Source organism: Corynebacterium jeikeium (assembly GCF_000738175.1).
In the GTDB taxonomy this organism is placed as follows: Bacteria; Actinomycetota; Actinomycetes; order Mycobacteriales; family Mycobacteriaceae; genus Corynebacterium; species Corynebacterium jeikeium_C.
In genome coordinates this window covers 14,452-27,587 of sequence record NZ_JFCH01000054.1, presented here as the reverse complement: position 1 = coordinate 27,587, position 13,136 = coordinate 14,452, and the positions used below count along the sequence as shown (strand labels likewise).

Below are 13,136 nucleotides of genomic sequence, written 5' to 3'. Positions count from 1 at the left end.
GCCGCTAGACCTTAGCTGCCACGGGCACGTTCTTCAGATCCTTGCGCAGGATCTTGCCCGTGCTGGACTTCGGGATCGCGTCGATGAACTCGACCATGCGGATCTTCTTGTACGGAGTCACGCGCTCGGCAACCCACTCCATGAGCGCCTCTGCGCTCACGGCCGGGTCGTTCGGGTCCACTCCCTGCTGCAGCACCAGGAATGCACGCGGCAGCTCTTCGCCATCCGATTCGCGCAGGTAACCGACCACGGCCGCGTCGGCGATGGCCTCGTGGGTCATCAGCAGCGCCTCTAGCTCGGCCGGGGCAACCTGATAGCCCTTGTACTTGATCAGTTCCTTCATGCGGTCGACTACGTAGGCATTGCCCAGGTGGTCTAGGTTCGCGATGTCGCCGGTGCGCAGCCATCCGTCGGGGGTGATGGTGTTGGCGGTGGCTTCCTCGTTATTGAGGTAACCGAGCATGACCTGCGGGCCGCGCACCCACATTTCACCTTCGGAGGAACGCTCGCCCTCGTTCGCAGGCGGGTGGATCTCCTCGAGGTCTTCTGTCGTGATGTCCACGATCTTCACCTCCGTGTTGGAGACCGGCAGGCCGATGGAATCCAGTGGCGTAACGCCGACGTCGCTCACACTAGTGACGGGGCTGGTTTCCGTCATGCCGAAGCCCTGCAGGATGCGCACGCCCAGGCGGTTGGCTACCGCGTTTGCAAGCTGCCCATCCAGGGCCGCCGCGCCGGAAAGTACGGTCTCCAGGGAGCCGATGTCGAACTTGTCCACCAGCGGGTGCTTGGCCAGCGCCACGGCGATCGGCGGGGCGATGAAGGTGAACGTGATGCCGTGCTTCTGGTGAGCTGCCAGGAACTTCTCCAGGTCGAAGCTGGGCATGGTCACCACGTGGGCGCGCACGTACAGACAGGAGTTCAGCAGGACATTCATGCCGTAGATGTGGAAGAACGGCAGCACGCACATCACCACGGAGTCGCGGTCCAGGCCGTTGGGGCCGAGCCGCACGCCGATCTGCAGGATGTTCGCCACGAGGTTACGGTGGCTCAGACGCACGCCCTTCGGCACACCCGTGGTGCCCGACGAGTACGGCAGCACCGCCACGTGAGTCGCCGGGTCGATGCTAACCTCCGGCGCGGGTCGCCCCTCCCCCACCAGCGCCTTTAAGCCGGTTGCTTCGTCGGTGAGGTCGATGATGTTGCTCGGGTCGATCCCTGCCTCTTCTGCACCTTGGACGCCCGCTTCCCCGAGTAGCTTCGTAGTCAGCACATACGTCGCACCTGAGCCCTTAAGCTGTTTTGCCACGTCGTGAGCGTTCAGCAGTGACCCCAAGGTAGTAACAGTCGCCCCGGCGCGGAGAATGCCGTGGAAGGCGACCGCGAAAGCGAGGCTGTTCGGGCAGTGCAGCCCGACGACTACGCCTGGCTTGACTCCGCGGTCGGCCAGTGCGCCCGCGAAGGCGTCAATAAGAGCCTTGAGTTCCCCGTACGTGGTTTGCGATCCCGTGGCATCGTCCGTGATGGCGATGCGACCGAGGTCTTCTTCGGCGATGTTGCCGAACAGTACGTCGTAGATTGTGCTGTTCGGGATGTCGATTTCCTGCTGTGGGCTCTGGATCGGCATGGTTTCACTCCTCGTAACCGGGGCTTGCGTTTGCAAATTTAAGACAAACCTTAAGCGAGTGACGTGCATCACGTTGCCGAACAAGTATTTTCCTTTTAAAAATATTCGGATCTTTCCGGCGTTCACCCCCGTAGCTCCTCAGTAGACTCGAGGTCATGCAGGACAATCGTGCCCACCTCAAGCCCCTCCCCGTCCCGCCGCTGGATGCCACGCTGCCCGCGCTCCGCCATGCGGTCTCTGCCGTCGCGGATGCCGATATGCTGGCCGCCACGGAGCGAGCCATCGAGGACTTCCAAGCCAACCAGGGCCCCGCCCTGCAGTCCGCCCTGGAGGTCTTCGCCGCCGACCGCGACGCCGCGAACAGCAGCTGGCTGGCAGACCGCTGGCTCCGCGATTACCTGACCGTTCGCACGCCGCTACAGACCACCTCCAACGTGGGCTTCCAGATCAACCTGCGCACGGAGACCTCTGGGTTGGACCGTGCCGTGGACATCCTGCGCGCCCTGGCGCTGGTGCACCTGAAGCAGGCCGATGGTTCGATGCCGGAGGAGATCGACGGCCGCGGCAATCCGCTGGACGCCAACCAGTGGCGCTGCTTCAACGGCGCGCTGCGCATCCCCCGCCCAGACTGCGATGAGGTCACCTTCAGCGAGCTCGGCACCGCATCCCGCAGCATCGGCGTGATCGTGGATGGCCACGTGTTCGACCTGCGCATCACGGACGAGCAGGGGCGCCTAGCCTCTCGGGAGCAGCTGCGCGCCACCTTGGAGGTGCTGCGTACTAACTCCGACACCGCCGGGAGCGCCGCCAGCACCGGCGAGACTGCCGAGCCCGCCCTCGACGCCCGCCTTTCCTACCTCGGCTCCGCGGCCCTGGCCGAGCTCCCGCTCCCCGCGGAGACTCAAGCCACCCTGCGCGATCAACTTTTCGCGCTGCACCTGATCGACGATGCGCAGGCCACCGAAGCCGACCTGCTGCGCGACCTCACTTTCGCCCCCGGCCACGCCTGGGTGTACAAGCCACTGACGTATGAAATCAACCTGGCCAGCAATTTTGCGGCCATGCACGTGGAGCATTCGACGGTCGATGGAGCCACGCTCGTGGAGGCGGTGCGCCGGGTGCAGGAGGCTATGGATAGTGACGCCCCTACGGCTCCAAGCGCCGACGCGGATGTCACCCCAGCCGATGTCGCCCCGCTGAAACTATCCCCGGTTACGCCTGCCGCCTCCATTCCCACCGGCGACGAATACGCCGTAGAAATCATCGAGGTGCCGAAACTGGCGAAGGAGGAGCTGCCTTTCAAGTTCAGTGCCGATGCGATGAGCCAGCTGATTCTATCCATCGCGCAACTGCTGACCTTCGGCCGCATCCGCGCGGTGTACGAGGCCGTGGATATGCGCGAGTACAAGGCCGGCCGCACGGAATGCCTGCGCGCGGTCACCCCGGAGGCCGTGGCTTTCGCTAAGCAGCTCGTCGCCGGCAAGCCGACTGTCGAGGCCCTGCAGGAGGCCCTGAATGCCCACCGCAACTGGGTGATTGGCTGCAAGACTGGTCGTGGCATCGATCGCCACCTGTGGGCGCTGTCTTTCACCTCGGAGAAGCAGTCCGGCGCTCCCCTGGCGCTGCTGGCGGATCCGGGCGTCAAAGCCGCCCGCACGGACTTCCTGTCCACCACCTCGATCGGTAGCGATGCGCACATCATCCGCTATGTTTTCGCCCCCACTATCCCCAATGGTTTCGGCGTGAACTACACGCCGAAGGCCACCAGCATCGAGTACTGCCTGACCTTCAACCGTGACAAGGCGGAGCAGCCGGAGCAGTTCCAGGCCAACCTCACCCGCGCGGCGGAACTGCTGGCCGACTTCCTGCGCACGCTCTAGCGCGCTCTAGCGCAGCGCCTATCGCCGCGGCGCCAGCCCTAACCCTCCGCGACGTCGTTGATGACGATCGTCTGGTCGCGGCCCGGACCCACGCCGATGTAGGAGATCCGGCAACCGGACAGCTCCTCCAGGCGCTTGACGTAATCCTGCGCCTTCTCCGGCAGCTCCTCGAAGGTCTTGCAGTCGGTGATGTCCTCGTCCCACGCGGGCATGGTCTCGTAGATCGGGGTGGCGTGGTGGAATTCGGTCTGCGTCATCGGCATCTCGTCGTGGCGCACACCGTCCACGTCGTAGGCCACGCAGATCGGGATCTCGCCGATGCCGGTCAGCACGTCCAGCTTCGTCAGGAAGTAGTCGGTGAAGCCGTTTACGCGGGAGGCGTAGCGGGCGATCACGGAGTCGTACCAGCCGCAGCGGCGCTTGCGTCCGGTGTTCACGCCGACTTCGCCGCCGGTGGTCTGCAGGAACTCGCCCCACTTGTCGAACAGCTCCGTCGGGAACGGACCGGCACCCACTCGCGTGGTGTAGGCCTTGATGATGCCCAGCGATGCAGTAATGCGCGTCGGCCCAATTCCCGTACCCACGCACGCGCCGCCGGTGGTGGGGTTAGAGGAGGTCACGAAAGGATACGTGCCGTGGTCCACGTCTAGCATCGTGGCCTGGCCGCCCTCCATCAGCACAGACTTACCGGCGTCCAGAGCTTGGTTCAGCTCCGTCGTCGCATCGATCAGCATCGGCTTGAGGCGATCGGCGTAGGAGAGGAAGTAATCCACAACCTCGTCCACATCGACGGCGCGACGGTTGTAGATCTTCACCAGGATCTGGTTCTTCTGGTCCAGCGCGGATTCGATCTTCTGGCGCAGGATGGATTCGTCCAGCAGGTCCTGGGCGCGGATGCCCACGCGGGAGACCTTGTCTGCGTAGGTCGGGCCGATGCCGCGGCCGGTGGTGCCGATGGCGCGCTTGCCCAGGAAGCGCTCGGCCACGCGGTCGATGGCCACGTGGTAGGGCGCCACCAGCTGCGCGTTGGCGGAAACGCGCAGACGGGAGGCGTTTGCTCCGCGAGCTTCCAGCCCGTCAATCTCCTCGAACAGCGCCTCCAGGTTCACCACGCAACCGTTGCCGATGATGGGCGTGGCGTTTTCGGAAAGCACACCTGCGGGCAGCAGCTTGAGTTCGTACTTTTCGCCGCCGACGACGACGGTGTGGCCGGCGTTGTTGCCACCGTTGGGCTTGACGACGTAGTCGACCTTCCCGCCCAGAATGTCGGTAGCTTTGCCCTTACCTTCGTCGCCCCACTGGGCGCCTACGACGATGATCGCTGCCATGGAAACTAAAACACGTCCTCTGCGTTGGTACTTCTGTACTCATGGGTGTAGCCCCGCGCCATGCATTTACTGCATCTTCTGTCGCTGCTGTAGCTTCAGTTAGAAACCGGGCGGGGCACCTAGACGTTTCTCCATTCTAGTACCTCGCCGGTGCTTGTGGCACGGCTATGGTGGGTTTCTATGTTGTTTATGTTGCGTTGCGATGTTCCCGCCAGCGATCGGCTGCGCGATCCTGTACTGCCGGGCGAGGCCGTGGAGTGCCTCGATCTGTCCGCTGTGCCGAAGCGCAAGGAGCTGCGTTTCCTGGATGATCTGGAGCGGTTCGTGGTGGGTTCCACCCCGTCGCTGGAGGAGATGATGCAGCGCCCCGACGCTCCCCACTTGGGCGCCCCGCAGCCGGATCCGCACGAGTTCAGCGAGCGCGTGCGCGTGATCGTGCAAGGTAGCGACGCTGCCCTGGCCGCCGTTGTCTCTAAGTTGATGCGGATTGATGCCCTATGGGTCGAGGTCGGTTTTATCCCTTCTGGTTCTTCGGCGGTTGCTCTTTCGTGGGGTCTGGACGCCACCTTCTCCCCCGCCGAGCACCTCACCTTCGCGCTGGCTTCCCCGGCTGTGCCGACTCCGGTGATTCGCGACGACCATGGCGTGGTGACGTTGGGAGCGGCGGAGGTCACCGGGCCGGTTAGCTCGGCTGGCTCGGCGGATTCAGAAGGCATGGCAAGCTCGGCGAGTGCATCCGAAAATGCGACGGAGATGATCGGCGAGGTGATCGTCGATTCCGAGGTTCTGTACGAGCAGAACAAGGCGGGCACCAGCGATTTCAACAATGGTGTGCGATTGGTCCCCACACCGGATGCGCCGGGGTTGGCTGCGGTGCAGCGGCCTCCGCTACCCCGCAAGGGCTGGTTTGGGCGCATAAAGAAGCCCCGCAGTACCGTCTCTCCGACGGTGCTGCGGGGGCGGGCCTTACAGGCCGGTGGGGTGGATCTGGCGGTTACCCGTGATGGGGTGCGCCATCCCCGCCCGCTGAAGTCGGTGACGTTTTACCGCCACCTGCGGGATGGACAGTTCGTGCGCAATTAAACGCGCCCGCGGTTAGCGGACGTAGCCGTGGTCGCGGGCCCAGTTGTACAGGCCGAACAGCCCTGCGCCGATGGCAATCGTTCCGAACAGGGCCGCGAGGAACGTACCGAATGGGCTGGAACCGGTGATGTTGCTGGAGCCCTCCAAGGAGCCGAACAGGCCATCGCCGGAACCGGTGCTGCCGGTGTTGTCATTCTGCTTGTCCTGCTCCTTGATGGTCACCTTCAGCGTCGTGGTGGTGGTCGATCCATCCGGGTAGGTGATGACAACCGGGACGTCGTAGTCGCCCGGCTTAACATCCTTGCTCGGCTTCAGGGTGACGGTGCCGTCCGGGTTGACGGTGACCCACTCCGGAGCACCCTCGCCAGCCTCGAAGGTCGCACCCTCAGCCACATCAGTCGGAGCCGGAGCAGTCACTTCGTCACCCTGCTTCACCGTCACGTCCGAGTAGGTCGGATCGTGGATCTCGTTGATCGCGCGCTCCGTGACCGTGATCTTCAGCTCGGCATTGTCGATAGTGCCATCGGGGTAGGTGACGGTAACCGGGACCGTGTAGTCCTTCGCATCAACCTCGCCGCCCGGATTCAGTTGGACAGCGCCCTTGTCGTCGATGGACGCCCACTCCGGAGCGCCCTCAGCCAGGGCGAACTTCGTCCCCTCCGGCAGCCCCTCCGGGGCAGGGATGGTGGCGGCGCCTTCTTGCTCGACAGTGGTCTCGCCGAACTGCGGATCGTGCTGCTCCGCAAGAGACTTCTCCTTCTCCTTTACCGTCACGTTTACAACGGCGTTGTCGATAGAAGAGTCCGGGTAGGTGACAACGACCGGGACCTCGTACTCGCCGGGCTCCACATCCAGGCCAGGATTGACGGTGATGGTGCCGTCCTCAGCGACAGTTGCCCACTCCGGAGCGTTACCCTTCTTGGCGTAGGTGGTGCCAGCCGGCGCCTGCGCAGTGTTCTTCGAGGTAGCGGTATCCGTCTGCTTAACCTCGATGAGGTCATATTTGGGTTGATTGACTTCAGCGTCTTTGCCTACCTGAGCCACACCCAGCGTCTTGTATTCTTCCGTCCGGCAAGCGACGTAGAGACCGACCCCCTTTTTGCCGATGAACGGCAACGTAATCTCTCCGGCCGCCCCCTCACCGTAGAACATGTTGGTGGACTTCACACGATTCTTCGTGTCAAGTGTCTCGTCCGCCCTAGGAGTCTGAATCTCAACCTTGCCGGCTTTTTTCGCCTTCAGCTTGACCTTCAACGGAGTGAGGGCGAGTGTTACTGTGTCATCCGTTCGACTCGGCTGCATCATCTTCTCTGCGGTCAAGACACCATTCTTAAGCGTGGCAGGAAGGTTGGAGGCAACCAGCTCAACGTCACCCTTCACAGCGAAACGAACCTTGTTAGCCGTCGTTTTAGCAGCTTCGAACGTTGGAGCCCCTTCCAACCTACCAATATATGGGTCCTGCACTTGAAGCGAATCCATACTGATAGTTGCCTCGAAAACCTCGCCGGAATCAACCTTGCCCGGCATCTCTACCTGCATTTTTCCAGTGAAGTCCATGGTCTTTTTAACCCTGTTTCCTCCAGCATTGAGGCTACAATGCAGCGGCAGGTTCGTGTCCTGCGTCTTGTTGGCCGTGGCGGCCTGCGCAGCTACCGGGGAGAATGGGGAGTTAGGGACAGCCGTGGCGGTCAGCACCAGGCTAGATGCAGCCGCAACAGCAGTCATGGTGCGGCGGGAGCGAAGAAACATCATAAGAGATACCTCAAAGTAGAGCGAGACGACATTAAGTCGTTGTGGGGAACAATTCCCCTACTTCTCTAAGAATCTACTATCGCCCCTCTTAAGGTTCCACTCGTAGCCCCGCCTATTCCCCCAGCTCGTCCCACACCTCCGGCGGCTGCCACGGCCTGTCCACCGTCGGCCGCAGAAACGCCATAGCCGACTCACGCGAATAGCCGCAGACCTGCAGGGCGTCAACAATAATCGAGCGGCACTGCGCCAACACCACCGTGCCCGACAAACCTGTACCCTCCGCGATGGCCAGGTCCGCCTCCGCGGCGAGTTTCTGCAGGGCTCGCACGATCTCCGGGATCTCCACCGCCTCATCGCGGGTGCCGCGCGTACCGCCCTCGGCGAACAACGCACCCAGCTGGCCCAGCTCGTTAGAGATGCCGCGCATCAGCTCGATCATCTCCTCCGGCGGCTCGACCTCGTCCAGCATCATGATCTCCGCCCGGCGCGCCAACACGCGCGTATTGCGCATCACGTTATCCACGGGCACCAGGATGCGGTTCATCGACTTCGCATGCCGCCGGGCCGTCCAGTAAATCGGCGAGACGGCCACGACCTCTGACCCGCCGACGACGTTCGTCAGCATGGCATTCACGTAGGTCTGGGTGCCGCGGGCGATCTCCAGGGCCTTGGTGATCTTCGCCGCGTCGCGCTCCTCCATCCCCTGCGCCACGTCGTCCAGCACCAGCGAAGCCTTCGAGATCAGCGTGGAGACCTCCCGCCTAGCCGGGCGCAGCGGCGAGTTCGGCACCAGCGCCAGCACCAAGATGCCGATCACGCCACCGATCAGGGCATCGATCATGCGGTCCCACGAACCGGAAGACCCCGGCGGCAGGATCGTCGCCACCAGCACCGCGGAACTGGCGGCTTGGAAAGCCACGGAGACCGACTTGTCCACGAACGTCGCCACCATGATGGCGAACAGCACCACCACGGAGACCTGCCAGTATCCGCTACCAATGTTGCTGATCACCAGGTCGCCGATACCCACACCCACGGAGGCGCCCAGCACCAGCTCGAAGCCACGCCGCAATCGCTTGCCGGCGCTCACACCCAGGCTCAGCACCGCCGCGATGGGCGCGAAGAAAGCCTGCTGGTGGTCGAAAATCTGCTCCGCGATGAGCAGCGCCAGGCCCGCGCCGATAGCGCACTGGATGGCGAAGACTATCCCCTCGCGCACGCGGATTGCACCCTGCACCGGCGCGATGCGGCGCAGGTTCCGGGCTGCGGCGCGCACTCCGGGGCGCAGGCGGTTGGCCGGCTCGCCCCACATTTCTTTCGCGGTCCGGGGCCGCGGTTGTGGTTCTGCCATGCCCGCCAGTTTAGGTGGTTACGTCCGCCCACACGGCCAGATGGTCAGTACCCAGAATCCGCTTCGTACCACCACCCAGGCACTCGCCGGTGGTCATGATGTGATCCAGCCGAATCACCGGGAACACCGCCGGCCACGTTGGAGTGTGCGCCAGGTGCCCCGTGCAGTCGCTGAGCTCGAAGTCGCGATAGCGCGGGTGGCTGCGCGTTGCGTTGAAGTCGCCGGCCAGCACCAGGTGGCGCCGGGAGTTCGCCCACTCGCTAAGGTTCGCTAGGTCGCGCTCCCACGCCGGGCGGTCGTCCTTCGCCGGCGCTACCGCATGCACGCCCACGAACTCGCTGTTGCCGTGCAGCGGCGCATTCACGCGCGGAGTCTGGAAGCGAGTAAGCCCACGGACCATGTTGCCGTGCGCCCCTGTTTCTTCTTTATATGACGCCGACACGAGCGCCACAACATTATCCGCCCGATCGTTGCCAGGTCGCGGCTGGGTCATAGGGAGATAGCCGGTCTTGTCCGCCACGCTGGCGACTTCCTCCGCATTCGTCTCCAGGAGGAAGACGACATCCGGTTTGAGCTCGTCGATCGCACGCGCAATCCGCTTATCGTCGGCCTTGCCCCAGTAGGTGTTCAGGGAAAATACGCGGGTGGGGTTGGTGGCGTCCGAAAAATTGGGCGCCGGTACACGCGGGACGATCAAGACCGCTAGCAGGGCCAGCACCGCGCACAGGGCGGCGCGGCGTACTGAGCTGAGAATGCCAATACCTGCCGCGGCGAGCACCCCGGCAACCCAGGCACTGGCTTGTATCTCGGCCACGAAAGGCCAGCCGGCTGTCGGCTCTGCGGGCCAGAGGATGCTGGACATCCAAAATATCGCCACAACCAGCGTGGCGATACAGAGGTTCCGGTTCACCCCGCGGCTGGGGGCCGGCAGAGAGAAAGAACGGCGTTTGTTCATTTCCGTTCAGACACGGGTTAGCTCTCGGCGGGCGGGGTGGCGCCGGGTTCAGAAATTGGCTTGGAATCAGCCTTCTTGCCGGAGCCGTCGAGCCCCAGGGCTGGGGCTGCCGCCGGGTCGCAGTCGTGCAGCAGGTTCAGGCAGCGCACAACCTCATCGTCCTCGCCAAGCGCGCGAGCAGTCTGCACCAGCGCACCGATGGCGCGCAGCACACCCTGGTTCGGCTCGTGGTTCCATGGGACCGGGCCGGTGCCACGCCAACCATTGCCACGCAGGGCATCCAGGCCACGGTGGTAGCCGGTGCGGGCGCAAGCGTAGGCCTGCACGGACTGACCTTCGGCCAGCAGCACCTCGGCTAGGGCGGCCCATGCGCCGGAGTCCTTCAGGTTTCCCGAGACCGCAGCCTCTAACGACTCCCGCGACTGCGCCGCGCCGGCACCGGCAGCACCCTCCGCTGGAATAGAACTTGCCAGCTCCTGCGGTAGGCGCACCTCCGGGTGCTCCGCGCCGAAGAGGTCTCGACTGTGACGAATTTGTTCTGCCATCGTGCTAGCGGAACCTACTTAGCGACGGAAGTGCCAGCGGAGTGCAGGTCGTTGCAGGCCTCCACCACGCAAACGGACATGGCCTCCTCAGCCTTCTTCAGGTAGGAGCGCGGATCGTAAACCTTCTTGTTGCCGACCTCGCCGTCGATCTTCAGTACACCGTCGAAGTTGGTGAACATGTGGCGGGCAACCGGGTTGGTGAAGGCGTACTGGGTGTCCGTATCCACGTTCATCTTGATCACGCCGTAACGCAGGGCCTCCTCGATCTTCTCCTTCTCGGAGCCGGAGCCGCCGTGGAAGACGAAGTCGAACGGGTTGGAGCCCTCAGAAAGTCCCAGCTTCTTCTCTGCAACCTTCTGGCCCATGTCCAGAACCTCCGGGCGCAGCTTCACGTTGCCCGGCTTGTACACGCCGTGGACGTTGCCGAAGGTAGCGGCCAGCAGGTAGCGGCCGTGCTCGCCGGTGCCCAGAGCATCAACGGTCTTAGCGAAGTCCTCTTCGGTGGTGTACAGGTTAGCGCCGGCCTTGGCCTCCACGCCGTCTTCCTCGCCACCGACAACGCCGATCTCCACCTCGAGGATGATGTTGGCCTTCTGCGCGTCAGCCAGCAGATCCTTAGCGATCTCCAGGTTCTCGTCGATCGGGATAGCGGAGCCATCCCACATGTGGGACTGGAACAGCGGGTTCTCGCCGGCCTCCACGCGCTTGCGGGAGATCTCCATCAGCGGGCGAACGTACTCGTCCAGAACTTCCTTCTGGCAGTGGTCGGTGTGCAGAGCAACGTTCACGCCGTAGTGCTTAGCAGCCTGGTGAGCAAAAGCAGCCAGAGCCTCCGCACCTGCAACCATGTTCTTCACAGCCAGGCCGGAACCGAACTGGGCGCCACCGGTGGAGAACTGGATGATGCCGTCGGACTCCGCATCCGCAAAGCCCTTCAGAGCAGCATTGATGGTCTCGGAAGAGGTGCAGTTGATGGCGGGGTATGCGAAGCCGTTCTCCTTCGCATTATCCAGCATGTCGCGGTAGACGTCGGGGGTTGCAATAGGCATTTCGATGCTCCTTCAATTCCTTGAACTAGGGCAGGTAGGTCTCCGCCCACAATTATGCCCACAAATTCAACGCCGTGCAGTCACTCCGGCGAGCACTCCCCCTTATGCCCACGTGCCCTCTCTGCACGCTATCCCCCGCCGCTCGTCTACCCGTCTCTCGCTACTCACCCACCACTCGAGCGTCACTCCGCCGCGATGGTGCGCGCCGCCGCCTCCATCAGCATCCACCCGGAAAGCTGGACGGATAGATCCCGCTCCGCAATATCGGAGCTCGCTACCGCCCCCGCAATCGTCGCGCCCACCAGACCACCGGCCTGCGGCATCGTCGCATCCTTCGACCAATCGGCAGAGAACACCGGCAGCCCATCAACCTCCAGGCGGAAGCGCCACACCTGCTCGGCTGTCGCCAACACAATCCGCCGAGCTATGGCCACCGCCTCCGTGCCGTGCCGACCTGGCGTCGGCACGCACTCAACAACAAGAGAAAGATAGCGCGCAAGAATGCCATTAAACAGTCCGCCATCACCGCCCGCAGTGCGCGCATTGATCGCACCGTCGCGGTCGGTAAGGTGCACCTCGATCGCGCGGAGCAGGCCATGGATGCGGGTTATTTCTTTGACGCCCACATCTGAAACCGTGCGGTCCTCCACCCCAGCCGCACGCCTGCGCGCGAGGGCGAGCTCCACACAAGCGCCGAGCATCACACCCTGACAATAAGGATGCACCGCCGTGACGGGCTCCGGGCCGGCCATCCGCATGTGAATACCGTCCATAACCAGGCCGTCTTCGTTGATGAGGTTGTCGAAGGTCCAGTCGATCAGGCGCTCCGCCGTCTCGATATCGCCATTGCGGGCGGCCAGGATGGCGGCGGGGCCGTTGGTGGGGACGTTGTAGAACGTCTCCTGCGTGCGCCACGGCAGCACACCCGTGAGGCTATCCACGCCCTCGAAAATGTTCTCCACCAGGGGTTCCAGCTCGCGGGGCGTGCCGAGTTTTGCCTGGATCTTCGGAGTGTTCGCCACCCGCTGCAGGGCCAGAGCCAGCCACGCTTTGTCGTCGTAGTAGTGGTTGGCGGTCAGGGGGCGGAGATTGCGGATGCGCATGGCGCGGAGGTGCCGGCGGATGGCGAAAATCCGGGAGTGGGTGGGGCGGCGGATGGCGGCATCGATGAGGTTGTCGATGTAATGAGCTTGCCACCAGTAGTGCCAGCGGACGAACATGCGGTCGCGAGTGGTCGGCGGCCAGGCGATAACTCCCAGCGTGGTGCGCGGGATACCCCAGAGGCGGCTGGCGTGGCGCTCGTGAACCGCCTGGTAGGAGAGGTCCGCGCGGTGATCCCAGCGTTCGATGAGCTCCTGGTTGGGGTTGGGGGATTCTGCTGGCGAGGCTTCGGCTGCCTCAGCCTGCTCGGCGAACTCAGCCTGCTCAGCCGCCCCCTCCGCAGATTCCTGCGGCGCCGCAGAAATGTCTTCTACCTGCGACGACTTGCTACCCCGCTTCCTATTGCCGGGAAGATTAAACACTCTGCACACCTCACTCGGTTGTAGCGCTCTGCAAAACAGTCTA

At 63.6% G+C, this 13,136-nt stretch carries 10 protein-coding genes; 2 read left to right on the top strand and 8 right to left on the bottom strand.

All coding sequences use genetic code 11. The features are described 5' to 3' along the window. Positions 1-4 precede the first annotated feature (4 nt). The gene (locus tag JQ46_RS08335; RefSeq protein ID WP_034987200.1) at positions 5-1,627 is read right to left on the bottom strand and encodes an AMP-binding protein; all 1,623 of its coding nucleotides are present in this window, start codon (positions 1,625-1,627) and stop codon (positions 5-7) included. Between the two features lie 155 nt (positions 1,628-1,782). Between JQ46_RS08335 and JQ46_RS08330 the strand changes: the two genes are divergently transcribed. Beyond that, positions 1,783-3,507, top strand: a complete 1,725-nt coding sequence (locus tag JQ46_RS08330) for a choline/carnitine O-acyltransferase (protein WP_034987198.1) — start codon at positions 1,783-1,785, stop codon at positions 3,505-3,507. Between the two features lie 38 nt (positions 3,508-3,545). Here JQ46_RS08330 and JQ46_RS08325 read toward each other — a convergent pair whose 3' ends face one another. Beyond that, positions 3,546-4,835: an adenylosuccinate synthase gene (locus tag JQ46_RS08325; protein ID WP_034987196.1), complete on the bottom strand. Its 1,290-nt coding sequence runs from the start codon at positions 4,833-4,835 to the stop codon at positions 3,546-3,548. A gap of 180 nt (positions 4,836-5,015) precedes the next feature. On the opposite strand from JQ46_RS08325, the gene JQ46_RS08320 reads away from it, so the two are divergent. Beyond that, positions 5,016-5,918 (top strand): hypothetical protein, encoded by a 903-nt coding sequence (locus JQ46_RS08320; protein ID WP_034987193.1) that lies wholly within the window; start codon positions 5,016-5,018, stop codon positions 5,916-5,918. A 12-nt stretch (positions 5,919-5,930) separates the two neighbouring features. On the opposite strand, the gene JQ46_RS08315 is transcribed toward JQ46_RS08320, so the two are convergent. From JQ46_RS08315 to JQ46_RS08290, 6 genes are all read right to left on the bottom strand, one after another. Next, positions 5,931-7,670: a Rib/alpha-like domain-containing protein gene (locus JQ46_RS08315; protein ID WP_034987191.1), complete on the bottom strand. Its 1,740-nt coding sequence runs from the start codon at positions 7,668-7,670 to the stop codon at positions 5,931-5,933. Between the two features lie 112 nt (positions 7,671-7,782). Continuing rightward, positions 7,783-9,021, bottom strand: coding sequence for an FUSC family protein (locus tag JQ46_RS08310; RefSeq protein WP_080719528.1), 1,239 nt, complete (start codon positions 9,019-9,021; stop codon positions 7,783-7,785). A 10-nt stretch (positions 9,022-9,031) separates the two neighbouring features. Further along, complete coding sequence (locus JQ46_RS08305) at positions 9,032-9,976, bottom strand: endonuclease/exonuclease/phosphatase family protein (protein WP_051876306.1); 945 nt, start codon at positions 9,974-9,976, stop codon at positions 9,032-9,034. 17 nt (positions 9,977-9,993) lie between these two features. Then, positions 9,994-10,521 (bottom strand): DUF3151 domain-containing protein, encoded by a 528-nt coding sequence (locus JQ46_RS08300; protein WP_034987186.1) that lies wholly within the window; start codon positions 10,519-10,521, stop codon positions 9,994-9,996. 14 nt (positions 10,522-10,535) lie between these two features. After that, positions 10,536-11,570: a class II fructose-bisphosphate aldolase gene (gene fbaA / locus JQ46_RS08295; protein ID WP_034987184.1), complete on the bottom strand. Its 1,035-nt coding sequence runs from the start codon at positions 11,568-11,570 to the stop codon at positions 10,536-10,538. Between the two features lie 182 nt (positions 11,571-11,752). Further along, positions 11,753-13,093, bottom strand: coding sequence for a glycoside hydrolase family 76 protein (locus JQ46_RS08290; protein ID WP_192817258.1), 1,341 nt, complete (start codon positions 13,091-13,093; stop codon positions 11,753-11,755). Positions 13,094-13,136 lie beyond the last annotated feature (43 nt).

Coding starts and splice junctions, on each gene's coding strand:
- JQ46_RS08330 (WP_034987198.1), top strand. CDS start 1,783: ATGCAGGACAATCGTGCCCACCTCAAGCCCCTCCCCGTCCCGCCGCTG.
- fbaA (WP_034987184.1), bottom strand. CDS start 11,570: ATGCCTATTGCAACCCCCGACGTCTACCGCGACATGCTGGATAATGCG.
- JQ46_RS08325 (WP_034987196.1), bottom strand. CDS start 4,835: ATGGCAGCGATCATCGTCGTAGGCGCCCAGTGGGGCGACGAAGGTAAG.
- JQ46_RS08305 (WP_051876306.1), bottom strand. CDS start 9,976: ATGAACAAACGCCGTTCTTTCTCTCTGCCGGCCCCCAGCCGCGGGGTG.
- JQ46_RS08315 (WP_034987191.1), bottom strand. CDS start 7,670: ATGATGTTTCTTCGCTCCCGCCGCACCATGACTGCTGTTGCGGCTGCA.
- JQ46_RS08335 (WP_034987200.1), bottom strand. CDS start 1,627: ATGCCGATCCAGAGCCCACAGCAGGAAATCGACATCCCGAACAGCACA.
- JQ46_RS08300 (WP_034987186.1), bottom strand. CDS start 10,521: ATGGCAGAACAAATTCGTCACAGTCGAGACCTCTTCGGCGCGGAGCAC.
- JQ46_RS08310 (WP_080719528.1), bottom strand. CDS start 9,021: ATGGCAGAACCACAACCGCGGCCCCGGACCGCGAAAGAAATGTGGGGC.
- JQ46_RS08320 (WP_034987193.1), top strand. CDS start 5,016: ATGTTGTTTATGTTGCGTTGCGATGTTCCCGCCAGCGATCGGCTGCGC.